Here is an 18,723-nt window from a genome sequence, read left to right as displayed (position 1 = left end):
ACTTAAAATGGCCGCCAAGAAAACCGTCGCTATCATTGCCGCTTCACGCGGCCTCGGTTTAGCCTTGGCTGATGAATACTGCGCCCGAGGCTGGCATGTCATCGCCACTTCGCGGGGCAAGTCCGCAGGACTCGATGAATTGCACCAGCTCTATCCCGCGTCACTCGAAATCGAGAATGTCGACATTGTCCAACTTGCCTCAATAAGGGCGCTGAAGAAGCGACTCGCTGGTCGAAGGCTGGACACGCTATTTGTCAATGCCGGCATCTGCAAAGCGAACGAATTGACGCCGATCGCAGTCAGCGATCACGATTTCCTCGATATGATGCTGACCAACGCGCTGAGTCCCATGCGTGTGATCGAAGCCTTGGAGAACCTGGTCCCCGAGAACGGCGTGATCGCGGCGTTGTCGTCCGAGATTGGCAGTATCGGTAACTGCGTCGGCTTTTGGGAACTCTACAGTTCCAGCAAAGCCGCGCTAAACATGCTAATGAAGGCCTTCTCCGCGCGGCATCCGAACGATCCGCGCGCTCTTTTGCTGGTCGCGCCCGGCTGGGTGCGGACGGACATGGGCGGCGATGAAGCAACTCTCGGTATCTCGGATAGCATCCCGCTGGTGGTCGACATGGTCGAGCGCAATGCAGGGGTCCCGGGGCTTCGCTTTACCGATCGCCACGGCGAAATCCTGCCCTGGTAAGCTGCGCGCCGGTCACGGCGTACAGCGCGAGCAAGTTTAGGCGGCTCGGAATGCCATCGTTAGCTTCCGTCCTAGCCAGTTGCTATCACGAGCCGCAGCGCAGCGCCGCCGTTCCCTTCGGACTTCTCTATGGAGCATTGGCAGCGCTTGGTTGGGGCGTCGGATTGGCGGCAGCCCATCATGGCTTCTCCGTCGGCTTCGAGCCGTTCGACCTGCTTTTCATCAGGTATGCCGTCGCCGCTCCGATCCTTCTCGTTCTTTATTACGCGACCAAGCGATCCGGGCGCATAGCTAAGACAAAAGCGTCCGTCGCCGTGACGCTGGCATTGGTCGGCGGCCCCTTGCTCGGCATTTGCGTCATCAGCGGCGGCCGAAAAGCGCCTTTCTCCAGCGGAATCCTTATCGAAGTTGCCGCGCTGACCGTCTGCAGTATCGTACTCGCTCGGCTCGTGCTTTCCGAGAGACTCGGCTTGTTGCGGACGGTCGCGATGCTGGCTTTGACTGCGCGCCTCGCCGTACTGGCGTTCACGTCTCTGGTCGACGGTTCGCCCGAGGCGGCCGTAGGGATAGCGCTGTTCGCTGCGGGCGGATTTGCGGCGGCGACCTTCGCTGCCCTTTCGTGCAGGTGGCACGTCGATCCGATCACGGCCATGACGATCGTCTCTTCCGCCTCGCTGGCGACTTTCGGACCCTACTACGTCCTCGCCGGCGGCCTTAGCCGCTTAAGCGCCATCCCTTGGACGCTCCTTCTGGAGCAAATAGCTTGCCAAGGTTTCATCGCGGGCGTGTTTTCGTGGATCGGCTTCCTCTATGCGGCCAGGATCCTCGGACTTGTGACTGCGTCCTTTATGCCCGCCGTGACACCCGCGGTGGCGGCGCTCATTACATTGTTGATCAGCCGCGAAAGTCCGACGATCCTTCAGTGGGGACTCATCGCTTTCGGAACGTTCGCCGCGGCCCTGCTCATGGTCAACTTGCATGCCAAGACCGCGGTTTCCACGCAGACCAACTGAGCGCGGAGTATTTTGGAGCACTCACGCGACGGCATCCCATTCCGGCGCGAACCGGCGGCCGGACGAAGCGCTGGTCTTTCGGCAGCGCCGCGATCGCGGCGCGATCTTCGTCGCCCAGGGCAATGGCGAGCGCGCCGAGATTGGCTTTCTGGCTTTCCGGCCGGGCCGCCTTGGGGATCGCGATGACATCCTGCTGGTCCAACAGCCAGGCGATCGCTATCTGCGCCGCGGTCGCACCATGTTTGCGACCGATGGCGGCGAGCGTGGCGTCGTTTGCTGCCTGGCCTTGCGCGAGCGGCGCGTAGGCGGTCAGCGGAATCTCCTTAGCCGCCCGGTCGCCTCGTCCGCCAGCGTCAAGCGGCAGAGCCTGAGCAAAGAAGATCGGCGCCGAGCGCCGCGAGCCAACGTGACAGGAGATGCAGGCCAGCGGAGAAACTGATTCAGGCGGGCGGCGCGAGCATCTTTTGAGCCGATTCAAGTGTCTTTCTAGGCCGAGTTCGAGATGTCGGCGACTGAGCCGATAGAGCAGGTGTTCAGATGTCAGGCAGTGCAAGGACCATAGTGCGACGAATGCCCATGCGGTGCCGGATAAGACCCGGGATGCGACCGCTAAGCCATTGATTGTTCTCGATCCGTAGCTGTCTCTTAATCAGCGGGTCCCAGGTTCGAGCCCTGGTGCGCCCACCAAGCTTTTTAACAGCTTGGGATCCCCTCGAGAGAGCCATTCCGACAGGCGCAGCGTCTGAAGGTCATTGTCCGCTTAGGCGGCCGGCGAGGCGCTGTCCGACGACGATTTCATCGCGCGTCATCTTTGAGGCGACCGCATCGCGAAACCTCAAATAGGCCTCCCGCGCGCGGCCTTGCGACCGTGCCGCTGCCAGGTTGAGCCATTTGTAGGCCTGGATTACGTCCTGATGCACGCCGTGACCTTTGTCGTACATCAGTCCCAGCATGGCTTGGGCGAATGGATCGCCCCGGGCGGCGCCCCGGCAATAGAGATCGAAAGCGGCCTGATAGGCCTGCGGGACACCAAAACCGTGCTCGTACATGAAGCCGAGCCGGCCGAGCGCTCCTGGATTTCCCCGCGCGGCCAGCGGTGACAGATCCTGCGCGGCGCGGACATATTCGCCGCGGTCGAACGCCGCCGTGCCGCGGCTCAGCGCATCGGCGTGCGCCGATGGGCCGCTGATGATAGCGAGCACGACCGTCGCCGCAGCTGGCAGATTGCGCCAGACGGTGGAGCGGAGCGAGGCCACGACACCGGCCTCAATGGAAGCTGGTCGTGACCGGGGCATTGCTCGTCGTGGTGGCGATGGTTCCGCGCAGTTTGGACCGAAGCTCTTCGGAGACGAGATGCGCGTCCGTGCCGTCTCGGATGATTTGCGGCCGGATGAAGATGATCAGCTCGGTTCGCTGGGTGCTGTTGGACTGGTGACCGAAGGCATCACCAAGGCCGGGAATCTGGTCGAGTACGGGGATCGTATTGCGCACGCCGCTCTGCTGCTCGCTGATCAGGCCGGCGAGCAGCACGGTCTGGCCGTTGGCGACCGAGACCTGGCTCTTGACCCGCCGCTCCGAGATGGTCGGCGTCAAATTGGGTGTGCTGGACGACGTCTGAGGTACGTTGCTGATCTCCTGCTCGATATCGAGTCGCACCGTGCCATTGGCGCTGACGCGTGGCGCGACACGCAGGATGATGCCGGTGTTGCGATAGTCGATGGTGTTGACCACGGTGTTGCTGGTCGTCAGCACGGTGGCGCTGCCGGTGGAAACCGGCACGACGTCGCCGACCTGCAGCGTCGCCACCTGGTTGTCGACCACGACCAGCGACGGGTTTGACAATACCTTCACACTGGTCACGGCATGCAGCGCATCGAGGATGAGGCTCGGCTGCGTCGCGTTACCGACCAGGAAATTGAAACCCGGAAAACTCTGGTTGATGAAGGCGTTGGTGAGCGAGCCCGCGACCGAGGCGAGGCCCGTGGTGGCGTCGGTAGTGGTCGCGGGCGCCGTTGTCGCCTGGGTGTTGAGGATCGATCCGGAGTTTGGCTTCAATCCCAGATTTTGCCCGGTGATGTAGGCCTGGACGCCGTAGGACAGCGAATTGTTGAGCGTCACTTCGGCGATGGTGGCGTCGATCGCGACCTGCAGCTGCGGTTGATCGAGCTGCAGCAGGGTCGATTCGATAATGCGGTAGTTGGCCTGATCGGCGTAGATCAACAGCTTGTTGTTGGTGGTGTCGGGGGTGATCCTGACATCCTGCAGCATGGATTGGCCATTGCCGGACGTCGCACCACGGCCGGCGTCGAGCGCTCCGCTGTTGCCGCCGCCGCCGGGATTTGCGCCCTGGGTGCCCTGCGCGCCGTTCGTGCCTTGCGAGCCCAAACCAGATGTGGTTCCGCTCCCGGTCGTGCCGCGTCCGGCGAAGCCGTTCGTTGAGGCGGAATTGCCTGCGGTCAGCGACAGGCGATCGGCGCTCGACGTGGCCGACGTGCCCGATCCCGGTGCGACCTGATTGTCAGCGCTGTCGAGCAGGCTCGATGCGCCCGAGCCGCCGAGGAACATGTCGGTCAAGACGCGTGCGATCTGGCGGGCATCGCCGTATTTGACACGATAGACATGAACAGTGGTCCGCGCAGTGTCGGCGCGATCCAGCCGCTTGATCCAGGTCTCGGCGGTGCGCAACATGTCCGGGCGCTTGCTGACCACCATGACGGCGTTGAGGCGGGTGATCGGCTCGAATTTGATCACGTTCTGACTGAGACCGTTCTCGCCGGAATCCACGATCTTCTCCAGTTCCGCAATGATCGGCGCCGGCGGACCGCTCGCGACCGGGAAGATGCCGACCGATTGGCCGCGCATCCAGTCGACATCGAAGCTCAGCGCCGTGTCGACCGCGGTACGTCGCTCGGCGCCGGTGCCCTGGATCAGAAGCAAATTGCGCGTGGTGTCCGCCCGCACCGTTCCGGCGCGGGTGGCAAAGCTGTCCATCAGCTTCAACAGGGTCGACGCCGAGACATATTGCAACGGCACAACCGACACGCCGTATCCGGGCTCGGGGTTGGCGGCGGCGGCATCGACCCGGCCGGCGCCGACCGCATCGCCAAGCGGCGTGAGCCGGTAGCCGGACGCATCGTGCAGCAGCACGACGCCGCTCAGCCGCAATGCGCCCTCCAGCACAAATATAATGTCGGATTTCGGCACGGGCCGGACGGAAACCAGGCTGACCGTGCCCTGCACCCGCGGATCAATGGTGTAGCCGACGCCCAGGATGTCCCCGAGCACGACCTTCGCGACCGTCGCAACCGGCGCGTTCTCGAAGTTCAGGTCGAAGCCGTTGCCGCTCGACGATGGCTGCGGGCGACTATCGGATACCGCGGTGACTTCAGCCCCTTCGTAGATCGCGCCGGTGCCAGCGCGATTGCTGCCGGATGCAGCGGCCACGGGGCCGACCGGTTGCGGTTGGCGCGGCATGAGATCGATCGAACGGACCTTGTCCGCGATATCGAGCTGCGAATTGTCGACGCTCGAACCGACGGTCGCGGAATTGCACGACGCCAATAGAACCAGCGACGACAGAACAAAGGCGGCACCGACGCTGCGGCGCGTGATTCGATGATGGCCAAGCCTGTCGACGCGTACCATAAGACTTCGCCATTCCGACCGCCGGTGCTCGCAGATCGTTGCGTCGATCTGCTTGTGTCACCCGTCCGAGAATGAATACTTAGCGATCGAACATGACAGAAATAAATTGGTCGCTTGATTAGATGACAGTCCGTCGGCGTGCGTTGATTCCAGAACACGCTCGTCCGACACATCTATCCGCTGAACTTTTTTGAGCGGCTGTTGCACGAGCAGCTTCGTACAGCTGTCATAGTTCAGGTCAATAACGTCGCAGTGCTGGCCCCGCGCGCATCGCCTTCAGCGATCTCGTGACGAGCCGGTTGAAAGTTTTTGCGACCGGAACAACGGATGGCCAGCGACTTGTCCTCGGAGTTCGTGGAGTATCTCCGTCAGGGCAGGCATTTGACGGCGGTTGACGGACGCGACGATTCCACCGGTCAAGGTGATGCCGACCAGCGGCAGGCCAAGCTATGGGAACTGGTGGACCTGCCGGCAGGTGAATTCGCCGAGCAGGCTGCGCGGTTCCACGGTCTCGACCGGGTCGCACTGCAGGACATGATGTCTGCCGTGTCGCTGGCGGCATCATTCTCGCCGCGCTTCCTGCGGGAGACCCTGGTGTTCCCCTATCGGTCGCCACAGGGCGACGTCGTGCTCGCAGTCGCCGACCCGACCAATCAATCCGCACAGCGCGCGGCGCAGATCGTGCTCGGCAAGGGAGTTGCGATCAAGGTTGCAACCTTCGAGGACCTTGCGGTCGTTCTCGACCAGCGTCTGGACCAGCACGAGGCGGTTCCGGGCGATGCTTTGCCGGCGCAGTTCCGCGAAGACGACATCGAAAGTCTTCGCGATCTCGCAAGCGGCGCGCCGGTGGTGCGGGCTGTCAACGATCTGCTTGAAAAGGCGGTCGAATTGCGTGCCAGCGACATTCACATCGAACCGTTTCACAAGGGCTTCGCGGTACGCATGCGCATCGATGGTTTGCTGCGGCAGGTCTCGGCACCGGCGAATGTGTTGCCGCAGGCGGTGATTTCCCGCATCAAGATTGTAGCCAATCTCAACATCGCCGAACGCCGCCTGCCGCAGGATGGTGCCGCGCGCTTGAGGGTCGGCCGCGTCGACGTCGATATCCGCGTTGCGATCATGCCGATGCAGCACGGGGAGGCGGCCGTGATCCGCATCCTGCCCAAGGATCGTGGCCTCCTGGTCGTCGAGAAGCTGGGATTTTCGCCGCCTGACGAAGCGCGGCTGCGCCGGCTGTTGAAACTGCCGCACGGCATGATCATCGTCACCGGCCCGACCGGTAGCGGAAAGACCACGACCCTTGCCACCGTGCTGTCGATTCTCAACGAGCCGATCCGGAAAATCCTCACCGTGGAAGATCCCGTCGAATACGAGATCCCCGGCATCAACCAGGCGCAGGTCAAGCCGGCGATCGGACTGACCTTCGCGGCGGCGCTGCGTTCCTTCGTTCGCCAGGACCCTGATGTGATCATGGTCGGCGAAGTCCGCGATTCCGAGACCGCGCATGTGGCGGTACATGCCGCGCTGACCGGACATTTGGTGCTCACCACGCTGCATACCGAAACTGCTGCGGCTGCGGTGCCGCGCCTGCTCGATCTTGGCGTCGAAGGTTATCTCCTGCGCTCGGTCTTGCGCGCGGTCGTTGCGCAGCGCCTGGTGCGTCAACTATGCGAGCGGTGCAAAACGACGCGCGTCCTTGCCGATGCCGACTTCACCGAGGATCCTCGATTGACCGCGTTCGGCTTCCACTGCGGCGACGTGATCCACGAGCCCTGCGGCTGCGACCGTTGCGCGGGCACCGGCTATCGTGGCCGTCTCGGCGTCTTCGAGGTTCTGGAGCTGACCGACGAGCTTCGCGAGCTGATCGGCGAGAAGACCGATGGTCTGAAGATCGACACATTGGCGATCCGCGGCGGCATGACCACGATGCTCGACGACGGTATCGCCAAATGCCGCGCGGGATTGACGTCGCCTGCCGAAATCCTCCGTGTCACAACCTTGCGGTGATCGCGTGCCTGAGTTCCGCTACCGGGCCCTGACACAGAACGGCGAGATTGTGAATGGCACGATCTCGGCGACGACCGCAGCCGAGGTTGCGCGTCGCATCGAATATCTACGGCTGTTGCCGATCGAGACCGTCGAGAACAAGCGCTCGCCCTCGAGTTTGGCTGCCTACGGTCTGTTCGGCCGCCCGAGCGCTGCCGAGATCACCACTTTCACCCGGGACCTCGCGCTGTTGCTGAAGGCTGGCGCCCGGCTCGACGATGCACTTGAGCTGATGACAGGCGATGCCGATGTCGGGCGGTTACGTCCGGTGGTCAGCAAGATCCGGGCCTCGCTGCTCTCGGGCGAAAGCCTGGCCGATGCCATCGCCGGCCACGCGGCGTTGTTTCCGCCGATGTATGCCGCGCTGGTCCGCGTTGGTGAGATTTCCGGCACGCTGGATCAGGTTCTGGAAATGCTCGGCGCAGAGCGGGCACGATCGGAGCAGATGCGGCGCAAGCTCACGGATGCGATGCAATATCCGGCTTTTGTGCTGGTCGCCTCGGCCGGGGTCATGCTGTTTTTTATCCTGTTCGTGCTGCCGCAATTCTCGTCGGTGCTGCAGGATTTCGGAAGCAAGTCGGATACGACGCTGAGCAGCTTTATCAAGCTGTCGGAGTTCCTGCATGCAAATGCGACGCCGGCATTGCTGGCGACCGCGGCGATCATCGCCGGCGGCTGGTGGCTGTTGCGGCGGCCTGGCGTGCGGGCTGCGATCTTGAGCGGATTGTCGAGTCTGCCCGGCGTCGGCGGCATTTTCCAGTTCCATCGGAGCAGCCTGTTTTGCCGGAATCTCGGCGTCCTGCTCGGCAGCGGCGTCAATCTGACCGAGACGTTGCGCATCCTGGTCGACATCATGGCCGTGACCGGAAATGAGCAAGGCTGGAGCGCGGCGGCTGATCGTGTCCGCCACGGCGGAAAGCTGTCTGATGCACTTGCGGTCGCCAACAGCCTGCCGCCGATGGCAGTGCGTATGCTGCGGCTCGGCGAGGAGACCGGCCAGTTGCCGACACTGGCTGGCCGCGTCGCAGAATTCTATGAAGCCAAGCTGCAGCGCAGTCTCGATCGCGTCGTCGGCATCGTCGGACCGCTCGCCATCATCTGTATCAGCACGGTCGTGGGGGGCCTGATCGTGTCGGTCATGACCGCGCTGCTGTCGGTCACTCAACTGGTCGGTTAGACCAAAGGTTGGTACATCATGATATCGCTCAAGGGCATCGGCCGGTACATCATCGCAAGCAGGGGGCAGAGCCGGCTCGAGCTCGGAGGCAGGCGGCTTGAAAGCCAGGCCGGCTTCACCCTGGTCGAAATGCTGGTGGTGATCGCGATTATCGGCCTGATCATGGGGCTGATCGGCCCGCGCGTCCTCAACTATCTCAGCGAATCCAAGGTCAAGGCCGCGCGGATCCAGCTGCAGAGCTTTGTCACCGCCCTCGATCTCTACTATCTCGACGCCGGCCGGTATCCGTCGAGCGCGGAGGGATTGACCGCGCTGGTACGGCCGACTTCGGGCGTGGCCGCCTGGAATGGGCCTTACCTGAAGGGCGGCGGCGTTCCGAACGATCCCTGGAGCCATGTCTACGTCTATCGCTCGCCGGGCGAGCGTGGCCCCTATGACATCGTCTCCTACGGATCTGACGGCCAGGAAGGCGGCAGCGGGACTGCCGCCGACATCTCGCTCGAAAATCTGTCCGCCAAAAATGAATGAGTCGGCAGAACAAGGCTTCACGTTGCTCGAGATGGTTTGCGTGCTCGCGATCATCGCGCTGCTTTCGGCCGTCTTTCTGCCGTTCATTCCGCATGAAACGTCGCGCTCGCGCCTGCAGGCCTATGCCTTGCAGGCGGCGACATTGTTGATGGCGGACCGCGATGCTGCGATCCAGCGCCACATCAGCATTGCTGCGCTGGTCGATGCGGGCGGGCGCACGATCAGGTCCGGCGCCTCGCAGGCGGCGATCCGCATTCCGGATGACGTGCATTTCGAGGCGGTGCTGCCGCAGACCTGTCACCGGCAGGCGGCGCTATCGACCATTCGCTTCTTCGCAGATGGCATGTCGTGCGGCGGCACCATCGCGCTGGCGCGCTTCGATGCGGCCTATGAAGTTCGCGTCAACTGGCTGACCGGGAGGGTCGAGATTGTATCCCGCGACATCGGCATCAACTGAGCGGCGCGACGCCGGCTTCACGCTCCTCGAGGTGCTGGTGGCGCTGGCGCTGGTGGCCGTCGTGATCGTCGCGATCGGATCGGTGATGGCGAGCAATGTGCGCGGTGTCCGCGCCATCGGGGCGCATGTCGCGTTGACGCAGGCGATGCGCACGGCGATGGCCGCGGCGATGCCGCCGCGCGAGGAGCTTCAGCAGGGAACATCGTCGGGGCAAGTGGATGGCTATCGCTGGACGGTCGACGTCACTCCGCTTGGCGGCGACTGGACGGTTCCCGATTCCGTCGTGGCTTGGGTACCCGAGCTCGTCAGGGTTCGCGTCAAGTCGCCCAGCGGGGTGACCTCGGACATTCGTACGGTCCGCCTGATGAAGAGGGCGTCCGAATGACCGTGGCGGAGACCGGCTCGCGCGCAGGGGAACGCGGCTTCACGCTGATCGAAGCCATCGTCGCGCTCGCCCTGATGAGTCTTGTGCTGTCGGCGCTTGTCAGCGTCGCGGCACAATGGTTGCCGAACTGGAATCGCGGCCTCGGCCGGATCCAGCGCGACGAAGCGATCGGGACCGCGTTGCAACACATCGCGGCCGACCTTGCCGCCGCCGAATATGTCCCCGCCAATCGTGAGTCTCGCCGTCCGCTGTTCGTCGGATCGGAGCTGTCGGTCACCTTCGTGCGTGCGGCGATTGGTCCGAATATCGGGCAGGGACTCGATGTCGTGCGACTTGGCGAAACGACCGACCGGCTCGGATTCGCCACGATCCGCTCGCGCACGCGATTTGCGCCGCTGCCGATCGGTTCGACACTGTCCGAGCAGTTGCATTTTGGTGATCCGGTGGTGCTGCTGCGCGCGCCGTTTCGGCTGTCCTTTGCCTATGCGGGACCGGATCGGGACTGGAAAAGCACTTGGCGCGACGCCGGGCGATTGCCGATCATGATCAAGGTGACTGTCCGCGATGCAGGGAGCCAGCGCGTGCTGCAGGTGTCGACCATCGCATCGATCCACGCTCAGGTTCCAAGCGACTGTACGCGGCCGGATGGCAACTGCAACGACAAGGCCGACCAGCCGAATGCAGCCGACATCGCCGCCCGGACCGTCGCTGCCGGGCAGGGAGGTTAGCCATGAGGCGGTCTTCCGGCGAGGATCCGCAGCGCGGCTTCGTGATTGTCGCGGTGCTCTGGCTTCTCATCGCGCTGGCGTCGCTGGCGATGATTTTTGGGCTCTATCTGTCGCAATCCGCGCGCGCGATGGCGATCAGCGACACCGCCTTGCAGAATGAAGCATTGGTGTCGGCTAGCGTCGAGCTCACCGCCTATCAGCTAACCCTGGCGGGTAGCGATACCAGGCCGGCGCAGGGGACGTTTCATTTCCGGATGGACGACGCCAATGTCGATGTCACCTTCACGTCCGAGGCAGCCCGGATCGATCTGAATTTCGCGTCGAAGGACGTGCTCGCCGCCCTCTTCGCGGGACTTGGTGCCAGCAAGGATGCGGCCAATGAGGTTGCGGAGCGTGTCGTCGGCTGGCGCAGCCGGCCCACGCCGGACAGCACCGATGAAGAGGGGGCGCGCTACGCGGCATTGGGTTATTCGCCGCGCCAGTCGTTGTTCACGCATGTCAATGAGCTGGCGCTGGTCGCCGGCCTTTCGCCTGTTCTGGTCGATCGCGCTTTGCCGTTTGTGACCGTTTTCAACGGGTCGTCGGATATCGATGCCACCATCGCGGCACCGGAAGTGGTCGCGGCCTTCGCAAAGAATTCTCATGCGAACATGGCTCCGTTCGGCGGGGGGATCGCCTCGCCGGGCGGCTCGCTCGCCGCTGCCGACCCGTCCGCTTCCCCAAAAAGCGCTGCACCGGCAGCAAAGAGCCCGTGCTACCGCATCGCGGCGACGATCGATTTTGCCAACGGCCGCCGCTCCACCTCCGAAGTCGTGATCGCGCTCGGCGACAAGCGCGAGCCCTACCGCCTGCTGTCGTGGCAGGACGATGTCGAGCCGGCCGAGGCGCGGCCCGTGCGCCGGAGGTCCTGATGGCGTTGATGTCGGACGCAAAGCAGTTTCTCGTCGGGTGGATCGATGCGGTAAGCCGTGCCGTCGACATCGTGGCCGACCGTTTCGTGCGCGCGCAGCGGATACGACTTGTCGAAGCGGATGACGGCGCGCTCACGGCGAGCCTGATCGCCACGAAGGGCGGAGCTGGCCTGTCCGATGTTTCCTTCCGCCTCGACAGCGGCAAGCCGCAGCCGTCGCTGTCGGCGGAGTGGAACGCGGCGCTCCGGGGAGGTCGCATAGAAGTGCTGTTGCAGCCGGCCCACGTCATGACGCATCCGCTCGATTTCCCGAGCAAGGCTGCCGATTTCCTCGACGGCATGATCCGGGCGCAGGTCGATCGCCTGACGCCGTGGTCTGTCGATGATGCCGTGTTCGGCTGGAGTTCGCCGGTATCAGTTGCGAACGACCGGATCGATGTGATCGTTGCGGCGACCTCGAAGCTGAAAATCGCTCCCGTGATCGAGTTCGCCGAGAAGGTCGACGCCGCGTCAGTTGCGATCCTGGCGCCGGCCGATGCCTCCGCACCGATCAAGCTCGTCGACAAGCCGCTGCGCAGCGTGGTTGGAGCCGCGGTCAACGTGCCCCGCCTGCTGCGCGCGATCCTGTTGTCGACCGCGCTCGCCGCGGGCGCCTCGCTGCTGGCTGGTGCCTATTTCGGTGGCTCACTGCAATCGGAACTCGGCGATTTGCAGCAGCGCATCTCGCAGCGACGCGCCTCGCTGCGGCTCGGTGCCAACGGCTCCGTCTCAGGGCTCGGTCTGCTCGCCAAGCGCAAGCAGACCACGCCATCCAGCGTGATGGTGCTGGAGGCGATCTCGAAGGCGTTGCCCGACTCCACTTACGTCACCGAACTTCGCATCGAAGGCGACAAGGTCCAGGTCGCCGGGATGACCCAGGATGCGCCCTCGCTGGTCCGATTGATGGAACAGTCGCCACAGTTCACCCGCGTCACCTTCTTCGCGCCGACCACGCATGCGACCAACGAGCCCGGTGAGCGCTTCCACATCGAAGCTCATCTCACCGCCTATTTCGGATCCGGCACATGAGCATCCTGTCCGCGCCAGCAAGGCTCGTCACGTCCTCGCCGGTCCTGGCGGGGGCGGCCTATGCCAGTCTCGTCATCGTGTTGCTCGTCACCGTCGTGACGTCGATCGCCGACCTCATCGAGCGGCGCGGCGAGGTCACGGCTTCGGCAAGCATGCTCGAACAGCTCGACGGCCACGGCGCGGCTGCCACCGCGCCCGGCGAGGCGATGCCGCCAGGCTCGGCCTATCTGGAGGGCGCGACCGTCACGGTCGCTGGCGCGACGCTGTTGCAGCGGGTGGCGAGCGCGGTGACGAAATACGGCGGCAATGTGCTTTCCACGCAGCTAGACGTCCAGAGTCCGTCGAGCAAGCCCGGATTCCTCAGCATGATCGCGAGCTGCGAGGTCCAGCAGGCTCAGTTGCAGCAACTGCTCTACGATCTCGAGGCGGGGATGCCGTTCTTGTTCATCGACCAGTTGGTGGTCCAGAGCGCAACCTCCGCGTCCGGCGCGCAGCCCGGCAAATTGCGGGTTCTGCTCGGCGTATCAGGACAATGGCGAGGCGCCAAATGATGCGTTCCGTGGTGATCGTTTCCGTGGCGCTCGTGCTATCGCTTCACGCGGCAGCGGCCGCTGCGATCACGACCGATGCCCTCGACGCCGGGATCGCTGAGGAGACGCGGTTGGGCGGACCGCTCACGCCGTCGTCGAGCGCACCGGTGACATCCGTTCGCGTTGTCACGCCGCCGCCGGAGCCGGAACGTCCGTTGAGCGCCAACCCGCTGTGGGCGATTCCGCTCACGCGATTGCCGGGCACGCGCGATCGTCCGGTGTTCTCCCCGTCGCGCCGGCCGCCGCCTCCGGTGGCCGCCTCGGAGCCGGCCCCTGCGCCGCCACCCCCGCCGCCCCGGAGCAAGGCAGTCCAGCCGCCGCCATTGTCGCTGGTCGGAACCATCGCGAGCGACGAAGAGAGCTTTGGCATTTTTCTCGATCAGTCGACCAAGCAGCCGCTTCGATTGAAGCTCGGCGAAGACTATCAGGGATGGAAGCTGCGCACGATCGGCGGCCGCGAGGTCATAATGGAGATGGATCGGCAGGCGGCGACGCTGACATTGCCGCCACCCGGCGGACGAGCGAGCGATCAGGTGGTGCTGACACCCGTCAATGCCGACGGCTCGACGCCGCAGGCCGAGTTGAGGCGGCATTGAGACTTCGAACTGCGTCTTGAATTGCAGCTGGTCCTCGCTGAGGGGCGCGAGATACTCGTCAGCTGCGTTGAGAAAAGTTCCGTGCCGATATGTCGCAATCCACTGTCATTTGGTTGTTAGAAACCTGCCAGAATACCGCAACAACGCGCATGTAGCGTTGACCTCGTCAGACAAAAACACTTGTCAACGACCGCAGTCGCAAGAATTCGGGTTGGAGCCGTGGTTGGCGTCAGCGCGGTCTCGCACGGCTGACGGCAGCGCATTGGCGGGACGGCGTGCTTCGACGTTATTCGACTATCTCTTGTGTCATCGTCGCCGCGTGCCTCGGGCTTGCAGCGAGTGCCATGACCGCTTGGCTTGGCGCAACCGGCTTGCCGGAGCTGCAACGCACGCCGCAGGACGTTTGCACCCGACCCCAGCCTGGAAGCGCTGTCGTGGAACCGGCGGAATTGCGCAGCCGTGACGGCGTGCTCGAAACCGATCTCAGCGTCCACGATGAGAAGCTGCCCGACGGAACGGTCCGTTACTGCTATTTGACGTCGGACGGCAAACCATCGCCGACCCTGCGCCTGAAGCCAGGCGAGCAATTGGTCATCCATTTCAAGAACGACCTTGTTGACCTCGATACCGCGACGCCTGCGATCGACCGGGCGCTCGCCGGCGCGCCGATCTGCACGACAAAAGTGAAAGCGGACCCCTGCGATAGCGGCGCGATGACACCGGTTTCGACCAATCTGCACTTCCACGGACTGAACGTGCCGCCGGTCTGCCACCAGGACGATGTGCTGAAGACCTCGATCCAGCCGGACGACAAGCCGTTCGAATATCGCCTGCGCGTTCCGGACGACGCGCCGCCCGGCCTCTATTGGTATCACCCGCACCTTCACGGCTTCAGCAAGACCCAAGTGCTCGGCGGTGCCTCTGGCGCCCTGATCATCGAAGGCATCGAACGCGCCGATCCGTCGCTCGCCGGGTTACCTGAGCGCGTGCTCGTGATCCGCGACCAGGATCTCGTCAATCCCGACGCGTCGCCATCGAAATCCGAGCCCGTGATGACGAAGAGCCAGCTCGACAATGACGGTGACGTCGCCAACTCCGGCACTGGCTTCGGCAAGCCGTCGAAAGACCTGTCGATCAATTTTGTGCCGGTGCCGTATCCGAACTATCCACCGGCGGCGCTGTCGATGAAGCCGGGCGAGCGGCAGCTTTGGCGGGTGCTGAACGCTTCCGCGATCACGTATCTCGATTTGGCTTTGCTGGTCGGCCGCGCGCCGCAACCGATCGGCGTCGTCGGCATCGATGGCGTACCGTTACGGTTCCAAGGCAGCCCGTCCCCGCCGGTACAATGGGTCAAGCATATCGGCCTGCCGCCCGGCTCGCGCGCCGAATTCATCGTTGAGGGCCCGCCGGCCGGAGTGCCGGCACTGCTGGTGACGCGTGCCGTCGACACCGGGCCTGCCGGCGAGAACGATCCGAACCGTGCGCTGATGGCGATCACGAGCGCAGCCGATGCCGGCGAGCCGCAGGCTGCACTGTCCACGCGTGCCGAGCCGTTGCCGCCGCCGGAGAGGCCGTGGGTCGGCGACGTTGCACCGGTGCGCGCAAGGAAACTGTTCTTTTCCGAGCAGCCGGAAAATCCCGATGACCCGAACAGTCCGACCAAATTCTTCATGACCATCGACGGAAACACGCCAAAGCCGTTCGATCCGCAATCGGATGTCCCGGACATTGTGGTGAAGCAAGGCGATGTCGAGGACTGGATCATCGAGAACCACTCGATGGAGCTGCATGATTTTCACATCCATCAGCTTCACTTCCAGTTACTCGACTGGTCCGGCATCGCGGTCAACGAGCCCTTCCTGCGCGATACCGTCAACGTTCCCTACTACAACGGCCGGATGCTGAAATATCCCAGCGTGCGCCTGCGGATGGATTTTCGCGATCCCGGCATCGTCGGCACCTTCGTCTACCACTGTCACGTCCTCGAACATGAGGACGGCGGCATGATGGGGCGGATCACGGTAGTGCCAGGGAATACTGCGACTTCGACTACGCCGCCTAACCAGAAGACCAAAGGAGAGCTTTGATGCACAACAGGCACAAATCACGTTGGCTGCACGGTTGCCGCCTAACGCTCAGCGCGCTGGCGCTGGGTCAATTCATCGCCGGTCCCGCCCTCGCGCAGGAGTGGGGACATCACGGCGGGGAGGAGACCAGGACGCCGATCAAGCACGTGATCGTCATCATCGGCGAGAACCGCAGCTTCGATCACGTGTTCGCCACCTACGTGCCTGACCGGCCGGGCGAGAGCGTGATGAACCTGCTCTCGCAGGGCATCGTCAAGCTCGATCACGAAAAGAACGCCGTCCCAGGTCCGAATTTCGAGAAGGCTCATCAGCTCTCGGCCACCGATACCGGTTCAAACGATGCGTTCCTGCTGAGTCCGCCGAAGCAGAGCTTTCCCAAGGATCAGTTGCCGGCCCCGCTGGTCGGCGGCCCCAAGGTCTCCTACATCCCGAACCAATGCGGCAGTTCGCCGATCACGACCTGTGAGGCGTCTCTTGCATTGGCGCAGCAGTCCGAATCCGGGCTGCCCGCCGATTACTACCAGTATCTCTTGACCGGCGGCACCGGTCAGTCGTCGAAGACCCCCGACCAGCGCATCAGCAATGTCAGTGCGCTGCCGGCCGGCCCGTTCCAGCTCACCAACGGCGACGTCATGCCCTATGACGCCTACGCGGCAAGCCCGGTGCATCGCTTCTATCAGATGTGGCAGCAGCTGAACTGCAATACCTCGGCCGCCAGCCGCGACAATCCGTCGGGCTGCAACGGCAATTTGTTCGCCTGGGTCGAAGTGACCGTCGGCGCCGGCACCAATGGCACGGCGCAGCCTTCCAATTTCTCGACCGAATATTCGCCGACCGCGACGACCACGGGCGAGGGGTCGACCGCACTTGGCTTCTACAATGTGCAGAAGGGCGACGTGCCTTACTTCACGAGCCTGGTGAAGCAATATGCGATGAGCGACAATTTCCACCAGTCCGTCAACGGCGGCACGGGAGCCAACCACATCATGTTCGGCCATGCCGACATGATCTATTTCAGCGACCACTACGGCAACGCGATTGCGCCGCCGAATGGTGTGCAGGTGTTTGGCGGCACACCCGATGCCGGCATCGTCCATACGATTGAGAACCCGAACCCGGCGATGGGCACCAACAACTGGTACACCGAGGACGGTTACGGCGCCGGCGGCAATGGCGGCTATCCGCCGCCCTTTTCCACGAACCCGGTCTCCGGCGGCGGCTCCTACAGCGACTGCTCGGATACGAACCAGCCCGGCGTCAAGCCGATCGTCAATTATCTGAAGACGCTGCGGATCAATCCGAACTGCGAACCGGGCCATTACTATCTGTTGAACAACTACAACCCGGGCTATTTCGGCAACGGCAAGAATGCCTACACCGACACCAACCCGTCCAACACGCCGTTCACGATCCCGCCGTCGACCCGCAAGAGCATCGGCGACAGCCTGAACGAGAAGAGCATCTCGTGGAAGTACTATGGCGACCAGTGGAACAACTACGTCAACGATCCGTACCAGCTCAACTGGGGCGTAGCTGGTCCCACCGCTGACGAATACTGCAACATCTGCAATCCGTTCCAGTACGACACGTCAATCATGTCGCATCCGGAGCAGGTCGCTGCCCATATCAAGGATTCGGTCGACCTGTACACGGACATCTCCAAGCACAGCCTGCCGGCCGTCTCGATCGTCAAGCCGAGCGGCTTCACCGACGGTCACCCGTCGTCCTCCAAGCTCAATCTGTTCGAGGGCTTCGCAAAGAAGATCGTCGACCAGGTCGAGGCCTCTGATTATGCCAAGGATACGGCAATCTTCATCACCTTCGATGAAGGTGGCGGCTACTTCGACTCGGGCTATGTGCAGCCACTCGATTATTTCGGCGACGGCACCCGTATCCCGCTGATCGTGGTCTCTCCTTATGCCAGGCAGGGCCATATCTCGCATGAATATGCTGATCACGTCTCGATCATCAAATTCATCGAGCGGAACTGGCGTCTGCAGCCGATCACCAACCGCAGCCGTGACAATTACCCGAACCCGTTTGCCGCGCCGAACAATCCCTACGTTCCGGTAAATAGCCCGGCGCTCAGCGACCTGTTCGACTTCTTCGACTTCGACGACGGTGGCCATGGTGGCCATCACGGTCATGACGGCGACGGCGGTGGCTGGGATCACTGACAACCTTCATTGGTGACATGACGAGTCCGCCGGCCAAGAGTCGGCGGACTTTTAGTTGAAGCCAAACCATTGCTGTGCGGCTACGGCCGACAGCAGGCCAAGGGCGAGGAATGGACCGAACGGCAGCGAGGTCTGCCGCGTCAGGTTTTGTCCGGCCAGTCGCGCGCCGCCGATCGCGATCAGCGCCGAGAGCGCGGCGATCAGGATCAGCACGGGAATGCCTGTGAGGCCGACCCACGGCGTGGCTGCCGCGAGAAATTTGACGTCGCCGAGCCCGAGTCCTTGAATCTTCCTCACAGCGAAATAGAGCTGACGAAATAGCCAAAAAATAGCTCCGACGACGATCGCCTCTGCGGCGGTCTCGACGCCTGCCATGGCGCCGCTTGCGATGACGGTCTTGGCCAGACCAAGGGCGCCGACCGCAAGGTTGAGCGCATCCGGAATAATGCCGCGGCGAAGATCGATCAGCGCAAGGCTGCCGCATAGCAGGCTCAGCGCTGCGAAGAATGCTGCGAACAGAGGCGGTGTGGTGTCGGCCGTCATATCGTTCTCTGAAGAAGGGTGGAAGCCCGGCGCCGATCAACCACATCTGGCGTCATCGCGAGAGTATGAATTTTGC

The 18,723-nt window shown here is 63.3% G+C and carries 17 protein-coding genes and 1 pseudogene; 14 read left to right on the top strand and 4 right to left on the bottom strand.

What is annotated here, in order from left to right; genetic code table 11:
- Positions 1 to 7: 7 nt before the first annotated feature.
- Together UP09_RS22480 and UP09_RS22475 are read left to right on the top strand one after the other, a co-directional pair.
- The gene (locus UP09_RS22480) at positions 8 to 697 is read left to right on the top strand and encodes an SDR family NAD(P)-dependent oxidoreductase (RefSeq protein WP_044540443.1); all 690 of its coding nucleotides are present in this window, start codon (positions 8 to 10) and stop codon (positions 695 to 697) included.
- A 50-nt stretch (positions 698 to 747) separates the two neighbouring features.
- A complete protein-coding gene (locus UP09_RS22475; protein ID WP_082070237.1) occupies positions 748 to 1,710 on the top strand; it encodes an EamA family transporter in 963 nt (320 codons plus the stop codon).
- Between the two features lie 21 nt (positions 1,711 to 1,731).
- Here UP09_RS22475 and UP09_RS22470 read toward each other — a convergent pair.
- From UP09_RS22470 to gspD, 3 genes and pseudogenes are all read right to left on the bottom strand, one after another.
- Positions 1,732 to 2,035: pseudogene (locus UP09_RS22470) on the bottom strand (aldo/keto reductase); the annotation flags it as partial.
- 424 nt (positions 2,036 to 2,459) lie between these two features.
- Complete coding sequence (locus UP09_RS22465; protein ID WP_349643923.1) at positions 2,460 to 2,966, bottom strand: tetratricopeptide repeat protein; 507 nt, start codon at positions 2,964 to 2,966, stop codon at positions 2,460 to 2,462.
- Positions 2,967 to 2,976: 10 nt separating this feature from the next.
- A complete protein-coding gene (gene gspD / locus UP09_RS22460; protein ID WP_197082719.1) occupies positions 2,977 to 5,355 on the bottom strand; it encodes a type II secretion system secretin GspD in 2,379 nt (792 codons plus the stop codon).
- A 327-nt stretch (positions 5,356 to 5,682) separates the two neighbouring features.
- On the opposite strand from gspD, the gene UP09_RS22455 reads away from it, so the two are divergent.
- The 12 genes from UP09_RS22455 to UP09_RS22400 all read left to right on the top strand — a co-directional run bounded on the left by UP09_RS22455 (position 5,683) and on the right by UP09_RS22400 (position 18,104).
- The gene (locus UP09_RS22455) at positions 5,683 to 7,362 is read left to right on the top strand and encodes a GspE/PulE family protein (RefSeq protein ID WP_044540441.1); all 1,680 of its coding nucleotides are present in this window, start codon (positions 5,683 to 5,685) and stop codon (positions 7,360 to 7,362) included.
- A 4-nt stretch (positions 7,363 to 7,366) separates the two neighbouring features.
- Complete coding sequence (locus tag UP09_RS22450; RefSeq protein WP_044540440.1) at positions 7,367 to 8,578, top strand: type II secretion system F family protein; 1,212 nt, start codon at positions 7,367 to 7,369, stop codon at positions 8,576 to 8,578.
- Positions 8,579 to 8,596: 18 nt separating this feature from the next.
- Positions 8,597 to 9,106: a type II secretion system major pseudopilin GspG gene (gspG, locus tag UP09_RS22445; RefSeq protein WP_082070236.1), complete on the top strand. Its 510-nt coding sequence runs from the start codon at positions 8,597 to 8,599 to the stop codon at positions 9,104 to 9,106.
- Positions 9,099 to 9,563, top strand: coding sequence for a prepilin-type N-terminal cleavage/methylation domain-containing protein (locus UP09_RS22440; RefSeq protein WP_044540439.1), 465 nt, complete (start codon positions 9,099 to 9,101; stop codon positions 9,561 to 9,563). The genes gspG and UP09_RS22440 overlap by 8 nt, the downstream gene beginning before the upstream one ends.
- A complete protein-coding gene (locus tag UP09_RS22435) occupies positions 9,535 to 9,948 on the top strand; it encodes a prepilin-type N-terminal cleavage/methylation domain-containing protein (protein WP_082070235.1) in 414 nt (137 codons plus the stop codon). The genes UP09_RS22440 and UP09_RS22435 overlap by 29 nt, the downstream gene beginning before the upstream one ends.
- Entirely contained in the window at positions 9,945 to 10,676 is a 732-nt protein-coding gene (locus UP09_RS22430) for a PulJ/GspJ family protein (protein WP_044540438.1), read from the top strand. The genes UP09_RS22435 and UP09_RS22430 overlap by 4 nt, the downstream gene beginning before the upstream one ends.
- A 41-nt stretch (positions 10,677 to 10,717) precedes the next feature.
- Positions 10,718 to 11,587 (top strand): type II secretion system minor pseudopilin, encoded by an 870-nt coding sequence (locus UP09_RS22425; protein ID WP_245302128.1) that lies wholly within the window; start codon positions 10,718 to 10,720, stop codon positions 11,585 to 11,587.
- On the top strand, positions 11,587 to 12,654 hold the full coding sequence (locus UP09_RS22420; RefSeq protein WP_044540436.1) for a PilN domain-containing protein: 1,068 nt from the start codon (positions 11,587 to 11,589) through the stop codon (positions 12,652 to 12,654). The genes UP09_RS22425 and UP09_RS22420 overlap by 1 nt, the downstream gene beginning before the upstream one ends.
- Positions 12,651 to 13,205, top strand: coding sequence for a type II secretion system protein GspM (gspM, locus tag UP09_RS22415; RefSeq protein WP_044540435.1), 555 nt, complete (start codon positions 12,651 to 12,653; stop codon positions 13,203 to 13,205). The genes UP09_RS22420 and gspM overlap by 4 nt, the downstream gene beginning before the upstream one ends.
- A complete protein-coding gene (locus UP09_RS22410; RefSeq protein WP_044540434.1) occupies positions 13,202 to 13,840 on the top strand; it encodes a hypothetical protein in 639 nt (212 codons plus the stop codon). The genes gspM and UP09_RS22410 overlap by 4 nt, the downstream gene beginning before the upstream one ends.
- Before the next feature lie 344 nt (positions 13,841 to 14,184).
- Positions 14,185 to 15,927 (top strand): multicopper oxidase family protein, encoded by a 1,743-nt coding sequence (locus UP09_RS22405; protein WP_044540433.1) that lies wholly within the window; start codon positions 14,185 to 14,187, stop codon positions 15,925 to 15,927.
- The gene (locus UP09_RS22400) at positions 15,927 to 18,104 is read left to right on the top strand and encodes an alkaline phosphatase family protein (RefSeq protein WP_044540432.1); all 2,178 of its coding nucleotides are present in this window, start codon (positions 15,927 to 15,929) and stop codon (positions 18,102 to 18,104) included. Before UP09_RS22405 ends, UP09_RS22400 begins: the two co-directional genes overlap by 1 nt.
- A gap of 51 nt (positions 18,105 to 18,155) precedes the next feature.
- On the opposite strand, the gene UP09_RS22395 is transcribed toward UP09_RS22400, so the two are convergent.
- Positions 18,156 to 18,647, bottom strand: a complete 492-nt coding sequence (locus UP09_RS22395) for a prepilin peptidase (protein WP_044540431.1) — start codon at positions 18,645 to 18,647, stop codon at positions 18,156 to 18,158.
- Between the last annotated feature and the right edge of the window lie 76 nt (positions 18,648 to 18,723).

The sequence above is a fragment of the Bradyrhizobium sp. LTSP885 genome, assembly GCF_000938305.1.
Taxonomy (GTDB): Bacteria; Pseudomonadota; Alphaproteobacteria; order Rhizobiales; family Xanthobacteraceae; genus Bradyrhizobium.
This window is presented reverse-complemented; position numbering and strand designations above follow the sequence as displayed.

Coding starts and splice junctions, on each gene's coding strand:
- UP09_RS22480 (WP_044540443.1), top strand. CDS start 8: ATGGCCGCCAAGAAAACCGTCGCTATCATTGCCGCTTCACGCGGCCTC.
- UP09_RS22475 (WP_082070237.1), top strand. CDS start 748: ATGCCATCGTTAGCTTCCGTCCTAGCCAGTTGCTATCACGAGCCGCAG.
- gspD (WP_197082719.1), bottom strand. CDS start 5,355: ATGGTACGCGTCGACAGGCTTGGCCATCATCGAATCACGCGCCGCAGC.
- UP09_RS22455 (WP_044540441.1), top strand. CDS start 5,683: ATGGCCAGCGACTTGTCCTCGGAGTTCGTGGAGTATCTCCGTCAGGGC.
- gspG (WP_082070236.1), top strand. CDS start 8,597: ATGATATCGCTCAAGGGCATCGGCCGGTACATCATCGCAAGCAGGGGG.
- UP09_RS22440 (WP_044540439.1), top strand. CDS start 9,099: ATGAATGAGTCGGCAGAACAAGGCTTCACGTTGCTCGAGATGGTTTGC.
- UP09_RS22430 (WP_044540438.1), top strand. CDS start 9,945: ATGACCGTGGCGGAGACCGGCTCGCGCGCAGGGGAACGCGGCTTCACG.
- UP09_RS22420 (WP_044540436.1), top strand. CDS start 11,587: ATGGCGTTGATGTCGGACGCAAAGCAGTTTCTCGTCGGGTGGATCGAT.
- gspM (WP_044540435.1), top strand. CDS start 12,651: ATGAGCATCCTGTCCGCGCCAGCAAGGCTCGTCACGTCCTCGCCGGTC.
- UP09_RS22410 (WP_044540434.1), top strand. CDS start 13,202: ATGATGCGTTCCGTGGTGATCGTTTCCGTGGCGCTCGTGCTATCGCTT.
- UP09_RS22405 (WP_044540433.1), top strand. CDS start 14,185: ATGACCGCTTGGCTTGGCGCAACCGGCTTGCCGGAGCTGCAACGCACG.
- UP09_RS22400 (WP_044540432.1), top strand. CDS start 15,927: ATGCACAACAGGCACAAATCACGTTGGCTGCACGGTTGCCGCCTAACG.
- UP09_RS22395 (WP_044540431.1), bottom strand. CDS start 18,647: ATGACGGCCGACACCACACCGCCTCTGTTCGCAGCATTCTTCGCAGCG.